The organism is Rhizomicrobium sp. (assembly GCF_056722145.1).
Window position 1 is genome coordinate 1 of the sequence record NZ_JBWZET010000065.1, and the last position, 23,367, is coordinate 23,367.

The window sequence follows — 23,367 nt, forward strand, 5'->3', positions numbered from 1 at the left end:
TTGACCTCTCGTTCCCTCTCCGTTCTAATACACCCATGGAAAACGCTCTCGGTGTTGCGCGCGGGGTTTCACGGCTTTTGATCCAGGAGGGCTATTCGCCGATCCTGGAATTCACCCTCGCCAATGGGCGGCGGCTGGATGTGGCGGCGCTCGGCGCTGACGGCACCATGGTCGGGGTCGAAATCAAGGTCGCGGTGTCGGATTTGAAGGGCGATCAGAAATGGCCCGAGTATCTCGATTTCTGCGAGCTGTTCTATTTCGCCATCCCGCCCGATTTTCCGGACGAGTACGTGCCGGACGGCACCGGTCTCATCGTTGCCGACCGTTTCGGCGGGGCGATCGTGCGCCCGAGCCCTCGCGCGGTACTGCATCCTTCGCGCCGCAAGGCGGTGACCTTGAGCTTTGCGCGCGTGGCAGCGGAACGCCTGTCGCAGATAATCGAGACGACGAATTCGATGTGAGGGAAGGCCCTGGCGCCCGCCGGAGCGCGTGGTGCTCGAAACGGCGGGCCGCAAGGACGGGAAGAAAAACTAACGCGGGCTGCGCTTCGCCAGGATCCGCTGCAGGGTGCGGCGGTGCATGTTGAGGCGGCGCGCGGTCTCGGAGACGTTGTGGCCGCACAGCTCGTAAACGCGCTGGATATGCTCCCAACGGACGCGATCGGCGCTCATCGGGTTTTCCGGCGGTTTCGGCTTGGAGCCGGGCGCGGCGAGCAGCGCGGCGGTGATATCGTCGGCATCGGCGGGCTTGGGCAGGTAATCGATGGCGCCGTACTTCACGGCGGCGACGGCGGTGGCGATGTTGCCGAACCCGGTCAGCACCACGACGCGGCTGTCAGGACGCACGGTGTGCAGCGTTTCCACCACATCAAGCCCGTTACCATCTTCCAGCTTGAGATCGACCACGGCGTAGGCCGGCGGAGTCTCCTTGGCGCGCGCTTTGCCGTCGGCCACGCCTTCGGCAATCGTCACCACGAAGCCGCGGGCTTCCATCGCCCGGGCCAGACGCTCGCGCAAGGGGCGGTCGTCCTCAACAATCAAAAGTGTTTTGTCTTCCATCATTGTTCTTCTTCCTTACGCACGTTCGCACATAGGCCTGGATTACCGACGGGTCAATCCTCTTCGCCCCGCTCGGGCGCCGTCTCGCCGTCAATTGATCCGCGCGACCACGACACGCTCACGCGCGCTCCGCCGCCGGGAGGGTTGAGGGCCTTCACACTGCCCCCGGTCTGTTCCAGCAGGGTCTTGGCAATGAAAAAGCCCAGCCCCATGCCCTCATGTTTGCCGATCTTGGCGGTCGGCGGGCCGATTTCGGTCTCGCCCACGGCGTGATCGCCGGGCCGCGAAGTGATGTAGGGCTCGCCGATCTTTTCATAGATATCGGGAGCAAAGCCGGGACCGTCGTCTTCCACCATCACCTTCAGCGCGGTGGCCGACCACGAGGCCTCGATCTTGATCCGCGAGCGGGCAAAATCGGCGGCGTTCTCAATGATATTGCCAAGGCCGTGCAGCAGTTCGGGCGCCCGCCAGACTTGCGGCTGCGGCTCGTCGCGATCGGAGGGCGCCGCAGAAATCACGATTTCAAGTTCCTCGTCGCGATACTGGTCGGCGAGATCGTCGAGCAGGGCGCAGATCGGCAACCGCGCCGTGCCGCCCAGCATCGGCTCGTCGGGACGGGCCAGCTTCATCAGGATCATGCGGCAGCGCTCAGCCTGCGAGCGCAACAGGCGCGCGTCCTGGGCCTCGGGCGAGCCCGGCGGCAAGGCGCGTTCGAGTTCGTGGGCCACCACCGCGATAGTGCCGAGCGGGGTGCCAAGCTCGTGGGCCGCCGCCGTCGCCAGGGCGCCGATGGTGGACAGCCGCTGTTCGCGTGACAACGCCAATTGGGTGGCAGCGAGCCCGGCCGACATGCGGGCGCCTTCCGAAGCGATGCGCCAGGCGTAAACCGACGTAAAACCGATCCCGAGTACCAGCGAGGCCCACACCCCGGCCTGATAAAGCGCCGGCAGCACAACGATCTCTTTCTGATTGGCGCCCCATGGCAGCGGCAGATGGGTGACCGCAATCACCGAGGCGGCGAACAGCGCGATCGCCCCGAGAATCATGGTGTTGCCGAGATTGAGGGTGGAGGCCGCGATCACGACGGGCGCGATGAACATCAGCGCAAACGGATTTTCGATGCCGCCGGTGAGGTAGAGCAGCGCTGCCAGCTGCAGCACGTCGATGGCGAGATAGACGGTGGCTTCACGGTTGGTGAGGCGGTGGCTGACCGGATAGCGAAACGCCAGAACCAGGTTCAACCCGGCGCTGACCAGAACGCAGAACAGGCACTGCACGAACGGCAGCGGATAGTGGAAGCCGAAATAGACCAGGAACAGCGCAACCGTCTGCCCGCCCGCCGCCATCCACCGAAGATTGGTTAAGGTTCTCAGTCTCACCCGGCCGCGCACGGCGGAGGCCGGAGCGATAGGCAGCGGTCGCGGTGCGGCGAACTTGGGTTCACCCTCCGAGGTCTCTGCCGTCTGCGACATGTTCTCCATGCCTCTATCAGCCTAAGGTGCGACCAGAAGTGCAATACGTAATGATGCGCAGTGGTTAGCGGGTGAAACCCGACCCGCCATCCGACCAATTACCGGACCGGTTGTGGGGGCTTTAGTGCGGCAAACTGGCAAATTTGTGTCCAGCGTTGTCATCGAGGCGGAATACGGACGAAATCGGCGGACGCAGTTAACCCCACTCCAAATTTCTGCGACTGCAAATCAGAAGTGATTCTAGCGCCTACACGGCCGGTGTGGGAAGGCCCGCCAGCGCACTCGCCGCGATCAGCGTATTGCGCATCAGACAGATGATGGTCATGGCGCCGACCCCGCCCGGCACTGGCGTGATATGGCCGGCGCGCTCCGCCGCCTCGGCAAAGGCAACGTCGCCAACCAGCTTCGACTTGCCGTCCTCAGCGGGCACACGATTAATACCGACATCGATGACGGTGGCGCCGTCCTTCACCCAGTCGCCGCGGACGAATTCGGGCTTGCCGATCGCCGCCACCAGGATGTCCGCCCGCCGGCATACGCCCGCGAGGTCCTTGGTGCGCGAATGGGCCATGGTCACCGTGGCATTGGCCGCCAGCAGCAGTTGCGCCGCCGGCTTGCCGAACAACAGCGAGCGGCCGATCACCAGGGCTTCCATCCCCGCCACGGCGCCAAGCGTCTCTTGCAGCAGGATCATCATGCCGGCCGGCGTGCACGACACCAGCTTGGCGCGGCCCGACAGCAACAGCCCGGCATTGGTCGGGGTCAGGGCGTCGACATCCTTGGCCGGATCGAGGGTATCGAGCACCGCCTGTTCGCGGATCTGCTTTGGCAAGGGCATCTGCACCAGGATGCCATGGACACTGCGATCGGCATTGAGATCCTTCACCAGCGCCAGAACGTCGGCTTCGCTGGTGTCTTCGGCCAAATGGTGATGCACCGATTTGAACCCGAGCGTTTCGGCAGTCTTGTTCTTGTTGCGGACATAGACTTCCGAGGCCGGATCGTTGCCGACCAGGACCGTCGCCAGCCCCGGCACCAGACCGTGTGTCGCCTTGAGCCGGGCGGTCTCCTCGATCAGGCGGGTCTTCAAGCGGGCGGCGTGGGCCTTGCCGTCGATGATCGAGGCGGTCATGGAAGCTCCTCCAGGCGGGCGGCGAGAAGGATGCCATCGCCCGCAATTTCGATCCGTTTCAAGCGCGATGTGGCGCCCGAGGCAAGCCGCACCGTCGATTTGGGCACAGCCAATCGCTTGGCCAGCAGGTCGATCAACGCAGTATTGGCTTTGCCGTCTTCCGGCACCGCCCGCACCCGGCATTTCAGATGCTCGGAGCCGTCGGAGGCGGTTTCCCAGCCCTCCACCGCATCGCGCCCGCCCTTGGGGGTCAACCGGACCGCGAAGCTGATGCCGCCGGCCGAGGCGCGCGTGCGCATGGGCTAATGCAGGATCGGGAACAGGAGGTTGCCGAGCAGCGGCAAAACATAGACCTGCACCACCCAGATGATGACGAACACCAGGATCGGCGAAAAATCCATGCCGCCGATCGGCGGCAGCAGGCGGCGCACCTGGCGGAACACCGGCTCGGTCAGCGCATCCAGCATCCGAACCGCCGAGCGCACGAAATTGTTATGGTAATTCACCACGTTGAAGGCGAGCAGCCAGCTCATCACCACCGCTACCAGGACGATCAGCTTGTAGATTTCCAAAAAGCCGCTGAGCAATGTGATGATCAGGACGGTCGGGCTCATCGGCTGAAACGGCATGGTAGTCTCCTAAAGCGCTTCACCGAAGAGTGGAATCCGGTTTTCGGGCATGAAGCGCGACCAACAAAAACGCTAGACCGGTCGACCGTTTCCGACAAACGGTGAAACGGTCTGGATCGGGCGCGCGGGACCTAGCCTGTTTCGCCCGGAGTCTGCAAGCAGTGCCAACCGGCAGGCTGAGGATGTGCGTGAAGGGCGTCGTGTGTTGAGACGGTGCGGCGCTGACCGGGGAAAGCCCGCCTTCGCCGAAGACGGCTTCGGGGCAGGCTGGTGGAGCTGAGCGGAATCGAACCGCTGGCCTCCTCATTGCGAACGAGGCGCTCTCCCAACTGAGCTACAGCCCCTTAGCCGGGTTCCCGGGCCGCCACGTCGCGGTCGGGATGGGGCGCGTATGTAGGGAGCACCCCTTCGGTCTGTCAAGCGGGCACTTGCGCCAAATCGGTAACCGTCTTGTCGCGCAATCGCTTTTCACCCCCCGCCCTCAGCGACCGCGGTAGCGCACCCGCCAAATGGTGCGGCCCTGGTCGTCGGCGATCAGCAGGCTGCCGTCGCGATCGACCAGCAGGCCCGCCGGGCGGCCCCAGACCTGGGGCGGATGCTCGCCGCCGGCCCAGAAGCCGGTGGCAAAATTGCTGTAGCCGGGTTCGGGCCGCCCACCCCGAAACGCGATCCGCACCACCTTGTAGCCGGTCGGTTTGGCGGCATCCCACGAGCCGTGCAGGGCGACGAAGGCGTTGCCGCGGTACTCCGGCGGAAACTGGGTGCCGTCATAAAATACCAGCCCGAGGGCGGTGGAATGGGCGGGGAACAGCACGTCGGGCGTCCTGGTTTGCGTCACCAGATCGGGACGCTTGGCGCCAAACTGGGGATCGGGATGGGGACCGGCATAGGCATAAGGCCAGCCGAAGAAATCGCCGCGGCCGACGCCGGTGAAAAAATCCGGCGGCAGGGCATCGCCATAGCCGTCACGTTCATCCGCAGTGACATAGAGATCGTCCGTACCGGGACGAAATGCCAGGCCGACCGGATTGCGCAGACCCGACGCGAAAGTCGTCATATGGCCATCGGCAAAAACCTTCTGAATGGTGGCTTGCGGCGGGGCTTCCTCGGCGACGTTATTGGCGCTGCCGATGGCGATGTAGAGCGCGCCGCGGCTGTCGAAGGCGATGTCTCGGGTGATGTGATAGGTCTTGGTGCCGAAGCTGTCCTTGGTCACGCGGGTGCGCTGTTTGGTTTTCAGATCGACCCGCCACACCGCTTCGAGATCGCCGACATAAAGCGCGCCATCCCGCACCGCCAGCCCGTGCGGATAGTGAAACCCTGCCAGATACGGCGTGGCGCGCCCATCTCGGATCAGGGTGATCTTGTTGGCATGCGATTCCGCGACGAAGACGCCGTCGGGCGCGAGCGCCATGAAGCGCGGATTGGTGAGGCCGGTGACATAGGGTTCGATGATAAAGCCGGGCGGCACGTACGGCACCGCAGCCCTCGGCCGGGCGATCATGGCGCCGCCATTGTCGGCGGCCGGGGTCGCAAACGGTTTTGCCAGATGGGTTGGATCGATTTGAAAATGCTGGCCCGGCAAATCGGCGGCGGAAGCCGATCCAAGCGCACAGGCGAGCCACAACGCCCGCTTCATTTGCCGTAGCGCACGCGCCAGATGGTGCCGCCGGCATCGTCGGCGATGAGCAGGCTGCCGTCCTTGTCGACCAGCAGTCCGGCGGGCCGGCCCCAGACTTTCGGCGGCGTGAGCCCGGCGGACCAGAAGCCGGTGACGAAATTCTCGTAGGCGTTTTCCGGCTTGCCGGCCGCGAACGTCACCCGCACCACCTTGAAGCCGGTCGGCTGGGCGGCATCCCAGGAGCCGTGCAGGGCGATGAAGGCGTTGCCGCGATAGGCGGCGGGAAACTGCGCGCCGTCATAAAACACCAGCGCCAGCGGCGCCGAATGGGCCTGGAACAGCACGTCGGGCGTCTTGGTCTTGGCCACCAGATCGGGGCGCTTGGGACCGTAATCGGGATCGGGATGGGGCCCGATATAGGCATAAGGCCAGCCGAGGAAATCGCCTTTTTCGAGCCGCGTCAGGTAATCGGGCGGCAGGCCGTCGCCGAGCCCGTCGCGTTCGTTGACGGTGACGAAAAGCGCGTTGGCGCGAAACGCGATGCCGACCGGGTTGCGCGTGCCGGCGGCGAAGGTCGTGAGATGACCGTCCTTGCTCACCACCTGCACCGTGGCGCGCGGCGGTTTTTCCTCGTCGACATTGGAGGCGCTGCCGATCGCCAGATACAGCGTGCCATCGGGCGCAAAGGCGATGTCGCGGGTGGAATGGCCGCCGTGGCCGAAGCTGTCCTTGGTGACGCGAGTCTTGGCCTTGGTGGCAAGATCGATCCGCCACACCGCGACGAGATCGCCGACATAAAGGGCGCCATCGTGGAAGGCGATGCCGCTGGGGCCGTCAAACCCGGCGAGGAAATCGGCCGGCTTGCCGTCGTGGATCACCGTCACCTTGTTCGCATTGGTTTCGGTCACGAACACGTCGCCGTCCGGCGCCAGCGCCATGAAACGGGGATGGGTAAGGCCCGTTACGTAAGCTTCTGCGGTGAACCCTGGCGGCACCTGTGGCCGGGTGTCGGCCGGTCGCGGCACCGTATCGGGATGATTGTCGACGCCGGGGGTGGCGTAAGGGGCGGGAATCTCGTTCGGCAACACCTGAAAGCGCTGGCCCGGCTGCTCCTGAGCGCCCGCCGGAACCAGAACTGCCGCCCAAACGGCGGCCACCCATCGCATGCGCATCAGGACACCCGTTCACCAACACTTTACCATGTTGGTCTAAACGCATCAGGTGATGCGCTGGACACTCCTTCCTGCAATTCTTTTGGCGGCGGCCGTGGCCGTGCCCGCCCCTGCTGTCGCGGCCGAAAGCGCGGCCGCCGAAAAACCCGACAAGCCCGAAAAAGACAAGAAGGACAAGAAAGCGGCGGTCCACAAGATCACCCAGTCCGAAAGCTATCTGATGGTGGACCCGCTCTACACCTCCATCCTCGACGGCAACCGCCCCCTGGGCCTTTTGATGGTCGGCATCGGCATCGACGTGCCCGACAAGGATCTGCGCGACAAGGCCGAACGCGACATGCCGCAGCTGCGCGACGGCTATGTCCGCGCCCTGATGAGTTTCACCGCGACCAATGTGCGCTCCTATCGCCAGCCCGACGTCGACGCCCTCGCCGACCGGCTGCAGGCCGTGACCGACCGCCTGCTCGGCAAGAAAGGCGCCCGCGTGCTGCTGGCGCAAGTCGCGATCCGGCTCAACAAATAGCCAGTGCCGCGGCGACCGCAGCCAATCCCGGCGCGGTGCACTCCACTGTCATATGGCGCGCCTCGACGATGACGTTGCGGGCGCCCGCCGACGGTTCGAGCCAGCATTCCTCTCGCAACACCACGCCGTCTTTGGCGGCAAGAATGGCGGTGACCGGCAGCGGCAGCGGCGCCGCAATGGCGTGGCGGCGTGCCACCCAGTCGGGATCGTGCAGCGGCGCCGTCAGCCACGCCAGCGGCGCCAAGGGCGACGTCACCGGAAACCGGACCGGGCTGCACAGCGTGATGACCGTACGCACCCGGTCGGGATAACGCCGGGCCAGATCGCGCGCCAATACGCCGCCGAGACTGACGCCGATCAGACTGATTTTGTCATTGGCCGACAGTACCAATAGCCGGTTTTCCAGCCGCCGCATCAAGGCGGGCATCGGGCCGGGATTGTACCAGAGCCCAGCAGTGTGCGGCTGGTAGCCTTGGCGCGAAAGATAGCGTTTCAAGTGCAACAGCGCCCAGTCGCTGCTGGAAAAACCCGGAATCAGCAGCACCGAATGGCCATCGCCGCTGAACGCCGCATCGGTGGCGGGAGCCGGCTGAAGACGCGCAGCGGCGCCGGCGACAAGCTCACGGGCCCAAGATAAAAAGCCGAGCGACGAGCCGGCTGCTGGATAGAGGGCGATCGGGTCTGTCATAATGACATCCTGTTCGCGAACCCTGACCCGATCCTCTGCGGAAGTCCAATGACACGCCTGACACCTTGGCTGTGCGCCGCCTTCAGCGCCGTTGCGATCTATTTCTCCCTGGGCCTTGCCGGCACGGTGGCGCCGGGACCCGGCGTGGTGTGGCTGCTCGCCGTGCTGGCGCCGGTGCCGGTGCTGTGGTTCGCCTTGCGCGCCGATAAAGCGTGGGCGGGGCTGCTGGTGGCATTCGCCGCCTACGCCCTCGGCAGCTGCAACATCCTGCCCGCCTATGCCGCAGTCTTGCCGCCGCCTGTGCTGGCTGAGATCATCCTGGTGCCGGCGCTCGGCTTCGCGCTCGCCGTTATGGCGGCGCGGTTTGTCATGCTGCGGCTGACACCGGTCTCGGCCGTGATCGCCTTCGCGTTTCTGTGGACCGGGTTCGATTATCTATTGTCGCTCGGTCCTAATGGCGCCGCCTCGTCGCCCGCCTATGCCCAGGTGAGCCTGCCGTGGATGATCCAGATCGCCTCGGTCGCCGGACTGTGGGGCATCACCTTTGTCGTCGCCCTTGTTGCCGCCGCGGTGGCAATGTTTGCCGCCACCAAGCAGCGCCAATTCGCATTGCTGGCGGTGGCCGTCCTGGCGCTCAATCTCGGCTATGGCGCGTTCCGTATTGCCACCGCCCCCGCCACCCCGACGCTGACGGTCGGGCTTGCCGCCGATGACCGGTTGGTGCCGCAGCGCTTCAAAGAAGACGAAGCCAGCGCCCTTGGGGTCGTGAAAGCCTATGCCGACGCCGGCCGCACGCTCGCCGCCCAAGGCGCGCATCTGATCGTCTTTCCCGAGCGCGTCGCGGTGATGAAGCCGCAATGGCGCGGCGCCGCCAATGCCGAACTGGAAAATCTCGCCCATGCCGGTGGCACCGCCGTGGTGATGGGCTTCGATCTGCGCGGCACGCCGCGCCAGAATGCGGCGCTCTACTATTTCGCCAACGGCGCCGATCCGGTGCCCTATGCCAAGCGCCACTTGATCCCCGGCCTGGAAGCGGTGTTCGAGCCCGGCCGCAAAAGTTTCATGACCAGCGATTTCACCGGCCTCGCCGTGTGCAAGGATATGGATTTCCCCGCCAGCCTGCGCGACGAAGCGATCCTGGCGCCGACACTCTACGCCGTGCCGGCGTGGGATTTTGGCAAGGACGGCGCCTGGCATGCGCGCCTGGCCATTTTGCGCGGGGTGGAAAACGGCTTTGCGGTGGCGCGCGCCGCCAATAACGGGCTGCTCAGCGTCAGCGACGCCTATGGCCGGGTGATCGCCGCCAAGCCGACCGGCGCCGGCATGGTTACGCTTACCGCCGACGTGGCGCGCGGACCAGGGCGCACACCTTACGCTCAGTTCGGCGACGGGCTGGCCTGGATCGCCCTCGCCATGGCGCTGCTCCTCGTCGGCGTGGCGGTGGCCGCGCCGAAACGGGCGGTGTAAGAGGAGCGCATGACCGAGCCCCTGATTGCCGCCCGCCATCTCTGCCTCGTCGCGGGGCGGCTCACCATTCTCAGCGATGTCTCGGTCGCCATCGCCCCACGCGAGATCGTCACCCTGATCGGCCCCAACGGCTCGGGCAAGACGACGCTGCTGAAAGCGCTGCTCGGACTGACGCGCGTGCAAGGCGACATCGTCCGCCGCCCCGGTCTGAAAATCGGTTATGTGCCGCAGCAATTTGCGCCCGATCCCAGCCTGCCGATGAGCGTGCACCGTTATCTCGATCTGTTCGCCGGACACGACGCCGGATTTGCCGCGCTGCAGCGGGTCGGCATCGCCGAGGCGCACGACCGCCAGCTCGCCAACTTGTCGGGCGGCGAACTTGCCCGTGTTCAGCTTGCCCGCGCGATTGCCTCCAAACCCGATCTGCTGGTGCTCGACGAACCCTTGGCGGGCGTCGATGTCTCCGGCGAGGCGGCGCTCTATCATCTCATCGCCGAACTGCGCGACGAGCTTGGCTGCGCCATCCTTCTGGTCAGCCACGATCTGCATGTGGTGATGCGACGGGCCGACCGTGTCGTCTGCCTCAACCATCACATCTGCTGCGAGGGCGAGGCCCACGCCGTGGCGCAAGATCCCGCCTTCATCGAACTGTTCGGCGACCGCGGCGATCTCACCCTTTATCCTCATCATCACGACCACGCCCATTCGTTGGCCGGCGACACCCTCCATGATCATTGACGCATTCCTGTGGCGCGCCGCACTCGGTGCCGGTCTTCTCGCCGCGGCCTGCGGCCCGATCGGCTGTTTCATCCTGTGGCGGCGGATGGCCTATGTCGGCGAGTCGGTGGCGCATATCGGCCTGCTCGGCGCCGCTCTCGGCCTGCTTCTCGGCGTCAATGCGCTGATCGGCACGATCGCGCTCGCCATCGTCGCCGCCCTGGTGATGGCGCGCGCCCCCGACCGCACCATTCCCGCCGGCACCTATGTCGGCATCGTCGGCCATATCGGTCTGGCGCTGGGCTTCGTGGTGCTGTCGCTGATGGAAACCGTGCGCACCGACCTGCTCGGCTATCTGTTCGGTGACGTGCTGGCGCTGACCAATACCGATCTGATCGCCATCGCTGCGGTCGGCCTGCTCGTGCTGGCGGCGACCGCGCTGATCTGGAAACCGCTGCTCCGCGTTGCCGCCAGCGGGCCGATCGCTGCCGCCGAAGGCTATGCGAGCCCTCTCGCCCAGACCGGATTCCTGATCCTGGTCGCGATCGTGGTGGCATTCGGATTGAAAGTCGTCGGCGCCTTGCTGATCGTGGCGCTGCTGATCATTCCGCCCGCCGCCGCCCGTCCGTTCGCCAAATCCCCGGAAGCGATGGCGATCTGGGCCGCCGTGTTGGGAGCGCTGTCGGCGCCGCTCGGCCTCGCGGCCTCGCTGCTGGGCGATGCCCCGGCCGGACCCTGCATCGTTCTGGCGGCAGGCGGATTGTTTGCGCTGTCGGCGCTCGTCGGCCGGCTTCGCGCGCGCTAGACGGTTTCACCGCTGATCGGAAACGGCGAACCGGTCTTTTCGGTGAAGCGCGCTAACCGATTCACACAATTTTCGCTTCCGCTTCGTGCAAAATGGCGCGATAAATCAATCTCATCGGCGGTCTGCCGCCCGGGGGACTCGATGATATTTCGCGACCGACCGTTTGCCGTTTGGGGGCTGCCGCTGGTGACGCTGATGCTGGCGCTGTTGGTGCTTGGCACCGACGCGGGCGGCCTCGCGACCCGTTTGCGCGGCGTGGCGTTCGATTCGATGGCCGCCGCCCGGCCCCGCCCTTACGAGGACACCGCCGCCAGCGGCCATCCGGTCAAGGTGTTGGAGGCGGATCCTTCCGCCATCGCCCGCTTCGGCGCCTGGCCGTGGCCGCACGCGACGCTCGCCGGCATCGTCGACGCGTTGAAAAACCGCGGCGCCTCCGTGGTGGTGTTGGTCGGCACCATTGACCGGCCCGATACCGCCTCGCCGAGAAATCTCACCGCCCTGGTGCCGCCCGGTCCGAGCTACGACGCCGCCCGCCAGGCGCTGGAACACCTGCCATCGCCCGATACCGCCCTGACCGCCGCCTTTGCCGGGGTCAAGACGGTGACCGGCTTCCATCTTGATGGCGACGAACCTGCCGCCGACGTGGCGCTGAAATCGCAAGTCGCCTGGAACGGCAGCCGCGATCCGCTGCCCCATGTGCCGGCGACGAACCGAGCCGCCGGATCGCTCGACTCGATCCAGCGCGTCAGCGCCGGGATCGGGGCCCTCAATCTTGCCCGCGATGCGGATGGCGTGGTGCGCCGCATGCCGCTGGTGTTCCGCTTCGGCGACAAAGCGTTGCCGAGCCTCGATGCCGAAGTGCTGCGGCTGGCCGAAGACAAGCCCGCGCTCACCGTCAAAAGCGACGACGGCCAGAGCGGCCTGTTCGGCGGACCGCCTGGCGTGGTGGCGGTGGAAACCGCCCGCGGACCGCTGGCGACCACGCCCGACGGCGCCATCTGGCTGGCTTATGCCGGGACCAATTCGGCGCGGATGATTTCCGCGGCGGCGCTGATGGACGGCACCCTGCCGCCCGACGCCGTCCGCAACGCCATCGTTTATATCGGCGCCCCCGATGCGCTGATTCCGACTCCCTTGGGACTGCGTCCGATCGCCGAAGTCCATGCCGAAGCGGCCGAAGACCTGCTCACCGGCATCGTGCTGCGCCGTCCGCCGAGTGCCGAGCAGGCCGAGCTGTTCTGTCTGGTGTTGTTCGGGGCCGGCTGCGTCCTGATGCTCGCCCGGATGGGTGTGCGCTGGGCGGCCGGTCTGGTCGTCCTCATTACCATCGGTGTCGGCTATGTCTCCTGGCGGCTTTACAGCGGCAACCATGTGCTGTTCGACGCCCTCGGCGTGTCGGCCGGCCTGTGGGCGGTGTGGGCGACGGGCGCGGCGGCGCGCACGGTGGAAATTCTCTGGGTCCGCTCTGCCTTGAAGCGCGCCTTCACCGACGTGCTGCCGCCGCGCGTGATCGACCAGATCGCCCGCCGTCCCGAGCCGATGAAACTCGACGGCGAGAGCCGTACCGTTACCTATCTCGCCTGCGGCGTGCGCGGCTTTGCCGAGCTGGCGTCCTCGTTCCGCGGCGATCCGGCCGCCTTTACCCGCCTGATCCAGCGTGTGCTCGAACCCTTGATCAACGAGGCGCTGGCGCATGGCGGGGCGATCGACAAGCTGACCGCCAACGGCTTCACCGCTTTCTGGAACGCCCCGCTCGACGATCCCGAACATGCCGTCCACGCCTGCGAAGCGGCGATGGGCATGATGGAAGCCATCGCCAAAACCAACGAGATCATCACCCACGAGCGGCGCATCGACGGCGTCGCCCTCGATCCGGTGGAAATCGGGGTCGGTGTGTCGACCGGACCGGCGATCGCCGGCGGCTTCAGGGTGCATGGCCGCACCGCCTATTCGGTCAACGGCGACTGCGCCGTGGTCGCCACCGAAGTGCAGCAGCTGTCCGGCCAATACGGCCCCGCCGTGATCGTCACCGAAGACACCCGCAAGGCGGCCGAACGCGGCTTTGCCTTCCTCGAAGTCGATTATATCGAAGTGGAAAACCACGATGGCCCGGTCAAGCTCTACGCCATGCTGGGCAATCCGGTGATGCGGGCGAGCCCGAAATTTCGCGCCCTGGCCACCTTCCACGACCACATCTTCCAGTCGATGCGCGACCAGGAGTGGCACAAGGCGCGCGCCCTGATCGCCCAATGCCGGACGCTGTCGGGCGCCAGCCAGAAGCTGTACGACCTGCACCTCGCCCGCATCGCCTATTTCGAAGCCAACCCGCCCGGTCCCGATTGGGACGGCGCCTTCCGCGCTATTCTCCAATGAACAAAAACTGTTAGCCCGCTTGATTGCGGCGCCGGAAGCGATCGGCTATAGCTGCCGGCCCGGTCTGCACCCGTAGCTCAGCTGGATAGAGTGCTGCCCTCCGAAGGCAGAGGCCACAGGTTCGAATCCTGTCGGGTGCGCCAGATTTTCCTTCACCACCTTGACGCACGCCCTTCCGTTGCCGTGGCGCCCATAATCTTGGTGGCCGCCCTCGGCGGCGATGCCCGCCATTGTCTAAGCTGGCGCATGATCCTCCCAGATAATGCGATGCCCGGCGTGAGATTGGCGTTGAAGGGGCGCGGCGCGGCGCTGATTGCCGGCGTGTTCTGGCTCCTGGCGTTGGCGCTGCAGCTTCCCGGCAATGTGCCTTACGACGGCATTGTCGTCTGGCATGAGGCCGAAACCGCCCGGCTTTACGCCCAGCATCCCGCCGCCCTGGTGTTGATCTGGCGGCTCTGCGACCTCATCGTGCGCGGGCCCGCTCTCTACACCGCCCTGTCACTGGCGACGCTGTGGCTGGCGGCCGGACTGCTGCTCGCCCGTTACCGCCCGCCGATCTGGGCCGCGATCCTCTTCGCCGCCATGTTGCTGCTATGGCCGCCGCTGTTGGCCGGCGCCGGCGTGACGGTGAAGGACGTGTTCGGCGCCCATCTCACCTTGCTCGCCTTCGCCCTCGCCGATGGGCGCGTTCCCGCCCGCTGGTTTGCCGCGCTTGCCGCCGGAACGCTCGCCTTTCTGCTGCGCTATCAGCTTGGGCTGATCCTGCCGGTGCTGGCGTTGCTGTGGTGGCGCGAGCGCGACCACAAGACCGGCGCGGCGGCGCTGGCGGGGATCGCCGTCACCTACGGTCTCGTCACCGCGGCAGTGGCACTGCTGTTCGTTCACACCGGCCCCGGTGACGTCAGCCTGTCGCTGCGCAAAATGGCGATCTTCGACCTCGCCGGCATCGTCGCCCACGATCCGTCCGCGCCATTGACCGGGTTGGCGCAGCGCGGCGTCGAAATTCCCCGCCTCAAACAGGAGATGATCGCGCGCTACACGCCGGTGAGGGTCGACACGCTGTGGCAGACCAAAGACGAAGGCAGCATCACCCCGACGAGTGGCGTCTTCGGGCAGCTTTACAATGTGCCCGACTGGGTGGTGTGGCAGCAATGGCGGGCAGCGGTGGCGGCGCGGCCGGGTGCGTTTCTGGCCCACCGCGGCGCCGCGTTTGCCCGAGTCTTGGGCCTCGGCGACATCTGGCAATGCCGGCCGCTGACCGGGGGAATGTCCTGGCTGCCGCGCCCGGCCGCCGCTGCGGTCGGCGCCCAAACCTACGCCGCCCCGCTGTCGGCCCGGCTGATGACCGTTTTGCCGGTCAGCCTGACGTTTCGCACCCTGCTCTATTGCCTGGTGCTGGTGGTGGTCGTGCTCGCCGGCCCGCGCGAGGCCCTCCTTTTGGCCGCATTCGGCCTTGCCTATGAAGGCAGTTTTTTCCTGCTGCCGCAGGCCTGCGAGGTGCGCTATGGCTATCCGGTGATGCTGGCGGCGGTGGTCGCGGGGGCCATGACCCTGGGGCAGCGGCGGCCATTATCGGTCCCCACGCCTGGGGCGATTGGTATCTGGTTTCTTGGCGGACGAGGGTTATGATGGCAGCGTTGTCATCGCCCGTTTCCCCGCGATTTCCAGAAGCCAGATCACCGTGAAATCAAACTCCCCCGATCGCCCGGACAAACCGGCCAGCATTTACGATGTCGCCAAGCGCGCCGGCGTTTCGATCAAGACGGTGTCGCGCGTCGTCAACCGGCAATCCAATGTCAGCGACGCGACCCGGGAAAAGGTGATGCAGGCGGTGACGGCGCTGTCCTACCGCCCCAACATTTTCGCCCGCGGCCTCGCCAGCGAGCGCTCGTTCCTGATCGGCCTGCTCTACGACAATCCGTCGGCCGGCTATATCGCGGCGATGCAAGTCGGGGTGCTGACGCGCTGCCGCGAAGAGGGCTATCACCTGATTGTCGAATCCCTTGATGCGGCCAATCCCAACATCGGTCGTCAGGTGCATTCGCTGGTGACCGAATCCTCGCTGCACGGCGTCATCCTCACGCCGCCCTTGTGCGATGCCCAACCGGTGATCGACGCCCTCAATCGCGCCAATTGCCCGTTCGTGCGCATCGCCCCGGAAAAGCACCTGCCCGGCGCCTCGGACGTGCGCATCGACGATTTCAAGGCGGCGTATGACATGACCGCCTATCTGCTTGGCCTCGGCCACAAGCGCATCGGCTTCATCAAGGGCCATCCCAATCATGGTGCCGCCCAGGCCCGGTTCGCCGGTTATCGCGCCGCGCTCGAACATGCCGGCATTCCGCTGACCGAGGAATTGTGCGTCCAGGGCTTTTTCTCCTATCAGTCGGGCCTGGAAGCGGGCGAAAAGCTGCTGTCGCTGAAAAACCCGCCGAGCGCGATTTTCGCCGGCAACGACGACATGGCCGCCGCCGTGCTGGCCTGCTCGCAGCGCTTCAATCTGAAAATCCCGCAGCAGCTGTCGGTCGCCGGGTTCGACGATTCGCTGGTGGCGCAAGTGGTGTCACCGCGCCTGACCACCTGCCGCCAGCCGATCCGCGAGATGGCCGAGGCTGCGGTCTCGATGCTGATCCAGCGCGGCGCCACCGACACGCCGGTGGAACGCCAACTCGACCACGAACTGGTGGTGCGCGAATCCACAGTGCCGCCCCAAGGCGTCGATTGAGACCGGTCCCATATCGAGTCGCTGCCGCCAAGCACTTGCGGAGACGGTTCTTTCTTAGATTTCAGGAAAGCGCTGTCAAAATTCCTGGTAAGCGCACTCCGTTTGCGCTATAGTGTCCGCACTGTCCTCAGCCGATCGGCTGAGTCTCCTTTGTGAGTGCTGGTCACTCCTCCCTGGACTTGGGCGGCCCGAGCGCCGCCCTTTTCTTTTGTCCAGAGAACTTCAGGCGCTCATCGCCACCCAGGCCGCCGCCAGCGCCTCGAGCCCGGCGCCATCCTCGGCATCGAACCGGCCGAGCCGCGGGCTGTCGAGATCGAGCACTCCCATGACGACGCCCGCCCGGATCAACGGCACAACGATTTCCGAATTGGAGGCGCTATCGCAGGCGATGTGGCCTTCGAAGGCGTGCACGTCGGGCACGATCAGCGTCTTTTTCGCTGCCGCCGCGCTGCCGCAGACGCCTTGGCCCAGCGCAATGCGCACACAGGCGGGCTTGCCCTGGAACGGGCCCAGCAGCAGTTCGCCATCCTTGAGCAAATAGAACCCGGCCCAGTTGAGATCGGCGAGACCGTACCAGATCAGCGCCGACAGATTGGCGGCGTTGGCGATCGGGTCCGAGATGCCGGTCATCAGGCCTTGGGCCTGCAACAGAAGGTCGTGGTAGAGCGCTTGTTTTGTGTCCGTCATGTCCCGCGTCGCTGTCACGGCGCGTCGCGTTTCACATGCACGACGGCCCATTGATCCGCATAAATCCGATGCCATCCGGCGACACCGTCCATCGTCTTGGCGGCATCGGGCTTCAGGATCGTCCAGCGGACGTGGTAGCGCGCCAGCGTCGCGGCGAGCAAGGCGGGATCGCTGGCGCTGCGGCGGAATGCGGAGGCATAGATCGGGCGGCCGTCGATGAAGGGCTTGACCTCGCGGAAAATGAGAAAGCCGCCGAAATCGCGGTCATTCAGCACCGGCTGATGGCGCAGCGCGGCCGGCACGGCGGCGAGCGCGGATTGCGGCGTGAACGCATCGTCGCCGCGGTGCAAGGGCAGCATCAGGCGCACGCCCGTCGCCCCCAGCACCAGCACCACCAGGGCAGCGAGCGGGCGCCAGGCGAACGACAGTGGCGCGTCGCTGCGGGGACCGGCGGCCAGCAGCGGTGCGGCAGCGGCAAACATCAGCCGCACTGGGGCGTGCATCAGTGCGACGGCAAAGAGTACGGCCACCAAAGCGGCGCGCAGCGGCTGGCGCGGCAGCAGCATCGCCACCGCCGGCAAGCCGACGATCAGCGGCACCAGGCTTTCCACCGGGCCGGGGGTCACCAGCGTCCGGATCGCGTGCGCCAGACCGAACACGCCGGTCGGGGTCACGAGGCATAAAACGAGCGCGAAGCCGGCAAACACCGCCCAGGCGCGGGCGGTCGCCAGCCGGTTCTCGCGCGCCGCGAGGATTTGTTCCGCCGCCATCACGACTACCAGCCCCAAACCGATGACGAAGGTAGCTGACAGGTTCGCCCATACCAGCATCACCGGCAGCAGCTTCATCGGCGGCTCTTTGGCCTCGCTCAAGACTCCGGTCCAGGCGATCAGACACGGCAGCGCCAACAGGAACGGCAGCGCCTGCACCGTCCCGGCTCCGGCAACCAAGGCGAGCCCCAGCCAGATCGCGGTCACAGCCGCCCGCCGGCCGCGCGCCAGGAACAGCGCCAAGAGCCCCACACTGGCGGCGGCGGCCGCGGCAGCAAGCGCCAGAACCGCGCTCCAGCCGGTGGTGACATAGGCCCCGGCCAGCGCCAGTTCGGCGAGCCAGTCCTGGTTGGTCCAGGTATCCCCGGCATGGGTGTAGGAGAACAGGTTGATGCGCAGGATCTGCTGGTTGTCCATCATCCAGCGCCCGGCCGCGATATGCCAGTAAAGGTCGCCCCCGGCGAGCACGGCGGGCACCATCACCACGGCGGCAAACACCGCCGCAGCCGCCCCCAAGGCCCACAGCCCGGCGTCGATGCGAGAAGAAGACGGCGTCACGAAGCGCCCCCGATGTGGCAGGTGTGCCTACGCGCCGGGCAAGGGTGAATCAAGCCAGGGTTATCAGGGCTTCTGTTTGAGCAGGTCGCGGATTTCCCGCAGCAGCACGACGTCTTCGGTCGGAGCGGTGGGCGCGGCCGGCTTGGCGAACAGCCGGTTGACCGAGCGCACGATCAGGAACAGCACGAAGGCGACGATCAGGAAACTGATCAGGGCATTGAGGAAAATGCCAACATTGAGGGTGACCGCGCCGGCCTTGGCGGCATCCGCCAAGGTGGCAAAGTGGCCGCCCTTCAAGACGATGAAAATATTGGTGAAATCGAGCCCGCCAGTGATCAGGCCCAGAGGCGGGGTGATGATGTCCTTGACCAGCGAGTTGACGATCGAGGTGAAGGCGGCGCCGACGATCACACCGACGGCGAGATCGACGACATTGCCGCGGAGGGCGAAGGCGCGAAATTCCTTGAACATGGAGCGTTCCCAATAAGCAGTCGCGAATGGTGCCGGCTCTCCACCCGTGCTGCAAGAGATTTCGGCCCACCCAATCGCGCCTCGGTGGTGCGGGCGCCACCACACCCCTAAATGGTTAAGCCCTTGTCGAAGCGACCGCGCCCGCCGGGACGTTAAGACTCGGCCAATGCGGGCGAAATCGGCGCTGGTCTTGCGTTCCGGCGCTTGATTCGTATAAGACGCCCCCTCTTTCCGAGCCGACCGGCGTAAAGGGCATGCCGTGGCGGCTCCGAATGGAAACCGGGACGATCGTCCCAAGGAGACCGAAATGCCCAAAATGAAGACCAAATCGGGCGCCAAAAAGCGCTTCAAATTCACGGCGAAAGGCAAGGTCAAGACCGGCCAGGCCGGCAAACGCCACCGTTTGATTTCCAACACGCCGGAACGCACCCGCACCCTGCGCGGCACCTCGGTTCTGTCGTCGTCTGAAACCCAGCGCGTCAAGCGTTGGATGCCGTATGGCGGAGGAGTCTGATCCATGTCTCGTGCCCCTCGCGCCGTACCCAGCCGTCTGCGCCGCAAGCGCGTTTTCAAGGCCGCCAAAGGCTTCTATGGCCGCCGCAAGAACACCATCACGGTCGCCAACGCCGCCGTCGATCGTTCGCTGCAGCACAACTACATCGGCCGCAAGCTCAGGAAGCGGAATTTCCGCGCCCTCTGGATCCAGCGCATCAACGCCGCGGTCCGTGAATTCGGCCTGACCTATTCGCAGTTTATCGCCTTGCTCGCCAAGGCGGAGATCGTCGTCGACCGCAAGGTCCTGGCCGAACTCGCCGTGTCCGAGCCCGCCGCGTTCAAGGCTCTGGTGGACCAGGCGAAGGCCGCCTAAATTCCATTTCTGGAACCAAAGAACCCGGCAGAGCCATGTCGCTTTGCCGGGTTTTTTCGTTTGGTCGAAAAGCGTTCTTGGCAATCAGGGATCAGCGTGATCAAACGGATTCGAAGGGATACGACATGACCGATATCACCGCCCTCGAACGGGACATCCTTGCCAGCATTGCCAGCGCTGCCGATGAAGCGGCGCTGGACGCGGTGCGCGTTGCCGCCCTCGGCAAGAAGGGCACCATTTCTGATCTTCTGAAATCGCTCGGCGCCATGAGCGCGGACGAGAAGAAGCTCAACGGTCCCGCCTTCAACGGCGTGCGCGATCGCATCCAGAAGGCGATCGCCGCCAAGAAGATCGACCTCGAGGATGCAGCCCTCAATGCCCGCCTGGTGGCGGAGCGCGTCGACATCACCTTGCCGGTGCGCCCGGAATCGACCGGCTCGATCCATCCGGTTTCGCAGGTGTTCGACGAAGTGGTGGCGATCTTCGCCGATCTCGGCTTTGCCGTCGCCGAAGGCCCCGACGTCGAATTCGACGACTACAATTTCACCAAGCTCAACATCCCGCCCGATCATCCGGCGCGCCAGATGCACGACACGTTCTATGTGGCGAAGCAGGCCGACGGTTCGCAGCATGTGCTCCGGACCCACACCTCGCCGGTGCAGGTCCGCACTATGCTGGCGAGCAAACCGCCGATCCGCATCATCTCGCCGGGCCGCACCTATCGCGTCGACTCGGATGCCACCCATTCGCCGATGTTCCATCAGTACGAAGGCCTGGTGATCGACGAGGTGACCCATCTCGGCCATCTCAAATGGGTGCTGGAGGAATTCTACAAGGCGTTCTTCGAAGTCGAGAAGGTCGAGCTCCGCGCCCGCCCCAGCTATTTCCCTTTCACTGAGCCGAGTCTGGAATGGGATATCCGCTGCGATCGTTCCGGCGGCCAGATCAAGTTCGGCACCGGCAGCGACTGGCTGGAAGTCGCCGGCTCGGGCATGGTCAATCCGCGGGTGCTGGAAAACTGCGGCATCGATAGTTCGAAATACCAGGGCTACGCCTTCGGCGGCGGCATCGACCGTCTCGCCATGCTGAAATACGGCATTCCCGACATCCGCTCGTTCTTCGAATCCGATTTGCGCTGGCTGAGGGCCTATGGCTTCGCCGCGCTCGATCTGCCGACCCTGGATGGAGGGCTTTCCCGATGAAATTCCCGCTTTCCTGGTTGAAAGATCATCTCGACACCGAGGCCGACGTTCAAACCATTGCCGACAAGCTGACCGCCATTGGCCTCGAAGTCGAAGCTGTGGAAGACGCCGGCGCCCGGGTGAAGGATTTCGTCGTCGGCTACGTCATCACCGCCGACAAGCATCCCAACGCCGATCGCCTGCACCTGTGTTCGGTGGACGCCGGCGGCAAGGAGCCCGTACAAGTCGTTTGCGGCGCTCCCAATGCGCGGGCCGGCATCAAGGTGGTGTTTGCGCGGCCCGGCACGGTGATTCCGGTGTCCGGCGAAGCGCTGAAGATCGGCACCATTCGCGGCGTCGAATCCCGCGGCATGATGTGTTCGGGGCGCGAGCTGCTCATTTCCGACGATCACGACGGCATCATCGAACTTGCCGCCGATGCCGAAATCGGTGCCCCCGCGGCGACCGCGCTCGGCCTCACCGATCCGGTGATCGATATTTCCATTACGCCGAACCGCGGCGACTGCACCAGCGTCTGGGGCGTAGCGCGCGATCTCGCTGCGGCCGGGCTCGGCAAACTGAGGACGCCCGCGGTGGAAACGGTGAAGGGCAAATTCCCCTCGCCGAAAACCATAGCGCTCAATTTCGCCGGCAAGCCGGCTTGCCCGCTGTTCGCCGGACGCTTCATCAAAGGCGTGAAAAACGGTCCCTCGCCGGAGTGGGTGCAAGAGCGGCTGAAGGCGATCGGTCTGAGGCCGATCAGTGCATTGGTGGATGTCACCAATCTGATCAGCCACGACCGCGGCCGGCCGCTGCATGTCTTCGATGCCGACAAGCTGACCGGCAACATGCAGGCCCGGCTTGCCAAGGCCGGCGAAACCCTCGTCGCGCTCGACGGCAAGACCTACGTGCTCGATACCGAGATGTGCGTCATCGCCGACGACGTCGCGGCGCGCGGCATTGGTGGCGTGATGGGCGGCGAAGACACCGGCTGCACCGAGGCGACCACCAATGTGTTCGTGGAGTCCGCCTGGTTCGAGCCGGTCAGCGTTGCCGCCACGGGCAGGAAGCTGCAGCTCAATTCCGACGCGCGCTATCGCTTCGAGCGCGGCGTCGATCCCGAATTCGTCGTGCCCGGTTTGGAACTGGCGACCCGGCTGATCCTCGACTGGTGCGGTGGCGAGGCGTCCGATGTGGTGGTGGCCGGGTCGGTGCCGTCCTGGCGGCGCGAAATCGCGTTCACGCCGGAAAAGGTGGAACGCATCGGCGGTCTCAAGGTCGAGAACGACCGCATTGTCGAAATCCTCAATTATCTCGGCTTTGCCGTGCGCGAAGACGGTGACGCCTGGAAAGTCGCCCCGCCGTCGTGGCGCAGCGATGTCGATGGCGCCGCCGATTTAGTGGAAGAAGTCGTGCGCATCTACGGCCTCGAGCATGTGCCGTCGGCACCGATGAGCCGGCCCAACGCCATCGCCCGTCCGGTGCTGACGTCGTCGCAAAAGCGTCGCCGCCTCATTCGCCGGGTACTGGCGTCGCGCGGCTTCAACGAAGCGGTGACCTATTCCTTCATTCCGCGCGCCCATGCGGCGCTGTTCGGTGGTGGCGACGAAATCCGCCAGATCGCCAATCCGATTGCCGCCGAGATGGATGCGCTGCGTCCCTCGCCGCTGCCGTCCCTGCTGGCGGCCGCCCAACGCAATCAGTCCCGCGGCTTCCTCGACTTCAATTTGTTTGAGATCGGCGCCGCGTTCCAGTCGGGCTTGCCCGGCGGCCAGCAGACGGTCGCTGCCGGCATCCGGATCGGCGCCGGGGTGCGCACCTGGACCAAAGCCAGCCACCCCGCCGACGCTTTCGACGTCAAGGCCGACGTGCTGGCGACGCTGGAAGCGGCGATGGGCGCGGCAATGTCCGCCCCGATCAGGGCGGCAGCGCCCGGCTGGTATCATCCGGGCCGCTCCGGCACCCTGGCGCTCGGCCCGAAGGTGCTGGCGGTGTTCGGCGAACTGCATCCGAAAATCGTCGCCGCCTTCGACCTCACCGGCCCGGTGGCAGCGTTCGAGCTGGTCCTCGACGCCATTCCGGAATCGAAGCCGAAGAAAACCAGCTTTGCCGCTTCGCCCTATCAGGCGGTGGAGCGCGATTTCGCGTTTGTCGTCAATGCCAACGTTTCCGCCGATGAAATCGTCAAGGCCGCCAAGACGGCCGAGCGCGTTCTGATCGAGACGGTGACGGTGTTCGACCTTTACGAAGGCAAAGGCGTTCCCGAAGGCAAGAAGTCGCTCGCCATCACGGTGCGGCTGCAGCCCAAGGACAAGACCCTGACCGACACCGAGATCGAAGCCGTTGGCCAGAAGATCGTCGCCGCCGTCGCCAAAGCCACCGGCGGCACCCTGCGGGCCTAGACCAAACCTGTCATAATGGCGCATCGGATTTGCCTTATTTCCGGTGCG

Annotated in this window: 23 protein-coding genes and 2 tRNA genes; 13 read left to right on the top strand and 12 right to left on the bottom strand. The window is 65.5% G+C overall.

Going from position 1 to position 23,367, the window contains the following annotated elements; genetic code table 11:
• Positions 1-35 precede the first annotated feature (35 nt).
• Complete coding sequence (locus AC1P6P_RS03540; protein ID WP_481401057.1) at positions 36-461, top strand: MmcB family DNA repair protein; 426 nt, start codon at positions 36-38, stop codon at positions 459-461.
• A 69-nt stretch (positions 462-530) separates the two neighbouring features.
• On the opposite strand, the gene AC1P6P_RS03545 is transcribed toward AC1P6P_RS03540, so the two are convergent.
• The 8 genes from AC1P6P_RS03545 to AC1P6P_RS03580 all read right to left on the bottom strand — a co-directional run bounded on the left by AC1P6P_RS03545 (position 531) and on the right by AC1P6P_RS03580 (position 7,084).
• The gene (locus AC1P6P_RS03545) at positions 531-1,061 is read right to left on the bottom strand and encodes an ActR/PrrA/RegA family redox response regulator transcription factor (protein WP_481401058.1); all 531 of its coding nucleotides are present in this window, start codon (positions 1,059-1,061) and stop codon (positions 531-533) included.
• 50 nt (positions 1,062-1,111) lie between these two features.
• Positions 1,112-2,449, bottom strand: coding sequence for an ActS/PrrB/RegB family redox-sensitive histidine kinase (locus AC1P6P_RS03550; protein ID WP_481401094.1), 1,338 nt, complete (start codon positions 2,447-2,449; stop codon positions 1,112-1,114).
• Between the two features lie 328 nt (positions 2,450-2,777).
• The gene (gene folD, locus AC1P6P_RS03555) at positions 2,778-3,662 is read right to left on the bottom strand and encodes a bifunctional methylenetetrahydrofolate dehydrogenase/methenyltetrahydrofolate cyclohydrolase FolD (RefSeq protein ID WP_481401059.1); all 885 of its coding nucleotides are present in this window, start codon (positions 3,660-3,662) and stop codon (positions 2,778-2,780) included.
• The gene (locus AC1P6P_RS03560; RefSeq protein WP_481401060.1) at positions 3,659-3,961 is read right to left on the bottom strand and encodes a DUF167 family protein; all 303 of its coding nucleotides are present in this window, start codon (positions 3,959-3,961) and stop codon (positions 3,659-3,661) included. The genes folD and AC1P6P_RS03560 overlap by 4 nt, the downstream gene beginning before the upstream one ends.
• Positions 3,962-3,964: 3 nt before the next feature.
• Entirely contained in the window at positions 3,965-4,291 is a 327-nt protein-coding gene (locus AC1P6P_RS03565; protein ID WP_481401061.1) for a YggT family protein, read from the bottom strand.
• Between the two features lie 268 nt (positions 4,292-4,559).
• Positions 4,560-4,635: transfer RNA gene (locus AC1P6P_RS03570), tRNA-Ala, on the bottom strand.
• 137 nt (positions 4,636-4,772) lie between these two features.
• Complete coding sequence (locus AC1P6P_RS03575; RefSeq protein ID WP_481401062.1) at positions 4,773-5,930, bottom strand: PQQ-dependent sugar dehydrogenase; 1,158 nt, start codon at positions 5,928-5,930, stop codon at positions 4,773-4,775.
• Positions 5,927-7,084: a PQQ-dependent sugar dehydrogenase gene (locus AC1P6P_RS03580; RefSeq protein WP_481401063.1), complete on the bottom strand. Its 1,158-nt coding sequence runs from the start codon at positions 7,082-7,084 to the stop codon at positions 5,927-5,929. Before AC1P6P_RS03580 ends, AC1P6P_RS03575 begins: the two co-directional genes overlap by 4 nt.
• Before the next feature lie 94 nt (positions 7,085-7,178).
• Between AC1P6P_RS03580 and AC1P6P_RS03585 the strand changes: the two genes are divergently transcribed.
• On the top strand, positions 7,179-7,607 hold the full coding sequence (locus AC1P6P_RS03585; RefSeq protein ID WP_481401064.1) for a hypothetical protein: 429 nt from the start codon (positions 7,179-7,181) through the stop codon (positions 7,605-7,607).
• On the opposite strand, the gene AC1P6P_RS03590 is transcribed toward AC1P6P_RS03585, so the two are convergent.
• Positions 7,597-8,295, bottom strand: coding sequence for an alpha/beta fold hydrolase (locus AC1P6P_RS03590; RefSeq protein WP_481401065.1), 699 nt, complete (start codon positions 8,293-8,295; stop codon positions 7,597-7,599). The two genes, AC1P6P_RS03585 and AC1P6P_RS03590, sit on opposite strands and share 11 nt — an antisense overlap.
• Positions 8,296-8,343: 48 nt before the next feature.
• Between AC1P6P_RS03590 and AC1P6P_RS03595 the strand changes: the two genes are divergently transcribed.
• The 7 genes from AC1P6P_RS03595 to AC1P6P_RS03625 all read left to right on the top strand — a co-directional run bounded on the left by AC1P6P_RS03595 (position 8,344) and on the right by AC1P6P_RS03625 (position 16,382).
• Positions 8,344-9,762, top strand: coding sequence for a nitrilase-related carbon-nitrogen hydrolase (locus AC1P6P_RS03595; protein WP_481401066.1), 1,419 nt, complete (start codon positions 8,344-8,346; stop codon positions 9,760-9,762).
• A 9-nt stretch (positions 9,763-9,771) separates the two neighbouring features.
• Positions 9,772-10,500 carry an ATP-binding cassette domain-containing protein gene (locus AC1P6P_RS03600; RefSeq protein ID WP_481401067.1) on the top strand — a complete coding sequence of 243 codons (729 nt, stop codon included), beginning with the start codon at positions 9,772-9,774 and terminating at the stop codon, positions 10,498-10,500.
• On the top strand, positions 10,490-11,284 hold the full coding sequence (locus AC1P6P_RS03605; protein WP_481401068.1) for a metal ABC transporter permease: 795 nt from the start codon (positions 10,490-10,492) through the stop codon (positions 11,282-11,284). The genes AC1P6P_RS03600 and AC1P6P_RS03605 overlap by 11 nt, the downstream gene beginning before the upstream one ends.
• Before the next feature lie 141 nt (positions 11,285-11,425).
• Positions 11,426-13,657 carry a CHASE2 domain-containing protein gene (locus AC1P6P_RS03610; protein ID WP_481401069.1) on the top strand — a complete coding sequence of 744 codons (2,232 nt, stop codon included), beginning with the start codon at positions 11,426-11,428 and terminating at the stop codon, positions 13,655-13,657.
• A 66-nt stretch (positions 13,658-13,723) separates the two neighbouring features.
• A tRNA-Arg gene (locus tag AC1P6P_RS03615) sits at positions 13,724-13,800 on the top strand.
• Between the two features lie 103 nt (positions 13,801-13,903).
• Positions 13,904-15,286 (top strand): hypothetical protein, encoded by a 1,383-nt coding sequence (locus AC1P6P_RS03620; protein WP_481401070.1) that lies wholly within the window; start codon positions 13,904-13,906, stop codon positions 15,284-15,286.
• A 52-nt stretch (positions 15,287-15,338) separates the two neighbouring features.
• Positions 15,339-16,382, top strand: coding sequence for a LacI family DNA-binding transcriptional regulator (locus AC1P6P_RS03625; protein WP_481401071.1), 1,044 nt, complete (start codon positions 15,339-15,341; stop codon positions 16,380-16,382).
• A gap of 222 nt (positions 16,383-16,604) precedes the next feature.
• Here the strand turns inward: AC1P6P_RS03625 and AC1P6P_RS03630 are convergent, their stop codons facing one another.
• From AC1P6P_RS03630 to mscL, 3 genes are all read right to left on the bottom strand, one after another.
• Entirely contained in the window at positions 16,605-17,069 is a 465-nt protein-coding gene (locus tag AC1P6P_RS03630; RefSeq protein ID WP_481401072.1) for a GAF domain-containing protein, read from the bottom strand.
• A gap of 14 nt (positions 17,070-17,083) precedes the next feature.
• The gene (locus AC1P6P_RS03635; RefSeq protein WP_481401073.1) at positions 17,084-18,397 is read right to left on the bottom strand and encodes a hypothetical protein; all 1,314 of its coding nucleotides are present in this window, start codon (positions 18,395-18,397) and stop codon (positions 17,084-17,086) included.
• 63 nt (positions 18,398-18,460) lie between these two features.
• Positions 18,461-18,868, bottom strand: a complete 408-nt coding sequence (mscL, locus tag AC1P6P_RS03640; RefSeq protein WP_481401074.1) for a large conductance mechanosensitive channel protein MscL — start codon at positions 18,866-18,868, stop codon at positions 18,461-18,463.
• A gap of 307 nt (positions 18,869-19,175) precedes the next feature.
• On the opposite strand from mscL, the gene rpmI reads away from it, so the two are divergent.
• The 4 genes from rpmI to pheT all read left to right on the top strand — a co-directional run bounded on the left by rpmI (position 19,176) and on the right by pheT (position 23,319).
• Complete coding sequence (rpmI, locus tag AC1P6P_RS03645; RefSeq protein ID WP_481401075.1) at positions 19,176-19,382, top strand: 50S ribosomal protein L35; 207 nt, start codon at positions 19,176-19,178, stop codon at positions 19,380-19,382.
• 3 nt (positions 19,383-19,385) lie between these two features.
• Positions 19,386-19,736 carry a 50S ribosomal protein L20 gene (gene rplT, locus AC1P6P_RS03650; protein ID WP_481401076.1) on the top strand — a complete coding sequence of 117 codons (351 nt, stop codon included), beginning with the start codon at positions 19,386-19,388 and terminating at the stop codon, positions 19,734-19,736.
• Between the two features lie 125 nt (positions 19,737-19,861).
• Positions 19,862-20,938 (top strand): phenylalanine--tRNA ligase subunit alpha, encoded by a 1,077-nt coding sequence (pheS, locus tag AC1P6P_RS03655; RefSeq protein ID WP_481401077.1) that lies wholly within the window; start codon positions 19,862-19,864, stop codon positions 20,936-20,938.
• Complete coding sequence (gene pheT, locus AC1P6P_RS03660; protein ID WP_481401078.1) at positions 20,935-23,319, top strand: phenylalanine--tRNA ligase subunit beta; 2,385 nt, start codon at positions 20,935-20,937, stop codon at positions 23,317-23,319. Before pheS ends, pheT begins: the two co-directional genes overlap by 4 nt.
• Positions 23,320-23,367: the final 48 nt, after the last annotated feature.

Excerpts from the sequence above, each read along its gene's own strand:
- AC1P6P_RS03580 (WP_481401063.1), bottom strand. The coding sequence starts at position 7,084 with ATGCGCATGCGATGGGTGGCCGCCGTTTGGGCGGCAGTTCTGGTTCCG.
- AC1P6P_RS03595 (WP_481401066.1), top strand. The coding sequence starts at position 8,344 with ATGACACGCCTGACACCTTGGCTGTGCGCCGCCTTCAGCGCCGTTGCG.
- AC1P6P_RS03545 (WP_481401058.1), bottom strand. The coding sequence starts at position 1,061 with ATGATGGAAGACAAAACACTTTTGATTGTTGAGGACGACCGCCCCTTG.
- folD (WP_481401059.1), bottom strand. The coding sequence starts at position 3,662 with ATGACCGCCTCGATCATCGACGGCAAGGCCCACGCCGCCCGCTTGAAG.
- pheT (WP_481401078.1), top strand. The coding sequence starts at position 20,935 with ATGAAATTCCCGCTTTCCTGGTTGAAAGATCATCTCGACACCGAGGCC.
- AC1P6P_RS03630 (WP_481401072.1), bottom strand. The coding sequence starts at position 17,069 with ATGACGGACACAAAACAAGCGCTCTACCACGACCTTCTGTTGCAGGCC.
- AC1P6P_RS03565 (WP_481401061.1), bottom strand. The coding sequence starts at position 4,291 with ATGCCGTTTCAGCCGATGAGCCCGACCGTCCTGATCATCACATTGCTC.
- pheS (WP_481401077.1), top strand. The coding sequence starts at position 19,862 with ATGACCGATATCACCGCCCTCGAACGGGACATCCTTGCCAGCATTGCC.
- AC1P6P_RS03560 (WP_481401060.1), bottom strand. The coding sequence starts at position 3,961 with ATGCGCACGCGCGCCTCGGCCGGCGGCATCAGCTTCGCGGTCCGGTTG.
- mscL (WP_481401074.1), bottom strand. The coding sequence starts at position 18,868 with ATGTTCAAGGAATTTCGCGCCTTCGCCCTCCGCGGCAATGTCGTCGAT.
- AC1P6P_RS03590 (WP_481401065.1), bottom strand. The coding sequence starts at position 8,295 with ATGACAGACCCGATCGCCCTCTATCCAGCAGCCGGCTCGTCGCTCGGC.
- rplT (WP_481401076.1), top strand. The coding sequence starts at position 19,386 with ATGTCTCGTGCCCCTCGCGCCGTACCCAGCCGTCTGCGCCGCAAGCGC.
- AC1P6P_RS03575 (WP_481401062.1), bottom strand. The coding sequence starts at position 5,930 with ATGAAGCGGGCGTTGTGGCTCGCCTGTGCGCTTGGATCGGCTTCCGCC.
- AC1P6P_RS03620 (WP_481401070.1), top strand. The coding sequence starts at position 13,904 with ATGATCCTCCCAGATAATGCGATGCCCGGCGTGAGATTGGCGTTGAAG.
- AC1P6P_RS03600 (WP_481401067.1), top strand. The coding sequence starts at position 9,772 with ATGACCGAGCCCCTGATTGCCGCCCGCCATCTCTGCCTCGTCGCGGGG.
- rpmI (WP_481401075.1), top strand. The coding sequence starts at position 19,176 with ATGCCCAAAATGAAGACCAAATCGGGCGCCAAAAAGCGCTTCAAATTC.
- AC1P6P_RS03605 (WP_481401068.1), top strand. The coding sequence starts at position 10,490 with ATGATCATTGACGCATTCCTGTGGCGCGCCGCACTCGGTGCCGGTCTT.
- AC1P6P_RS03610 (WP_481401069.1), top strand. The coding sequence starts at position 11,426 with ATGATATTTCGCGACCGACCGTTTGCCGTTTGGGGGCTGCCGCTGGTG.
- AC1P6P_RS03540 (WP_481401057.1), top strand. The coding sequence starts at position 36 with ATGGAAAACGCTCTCGGTGTTGCGCGCGGGGTTTCACGGCTTTTGATC.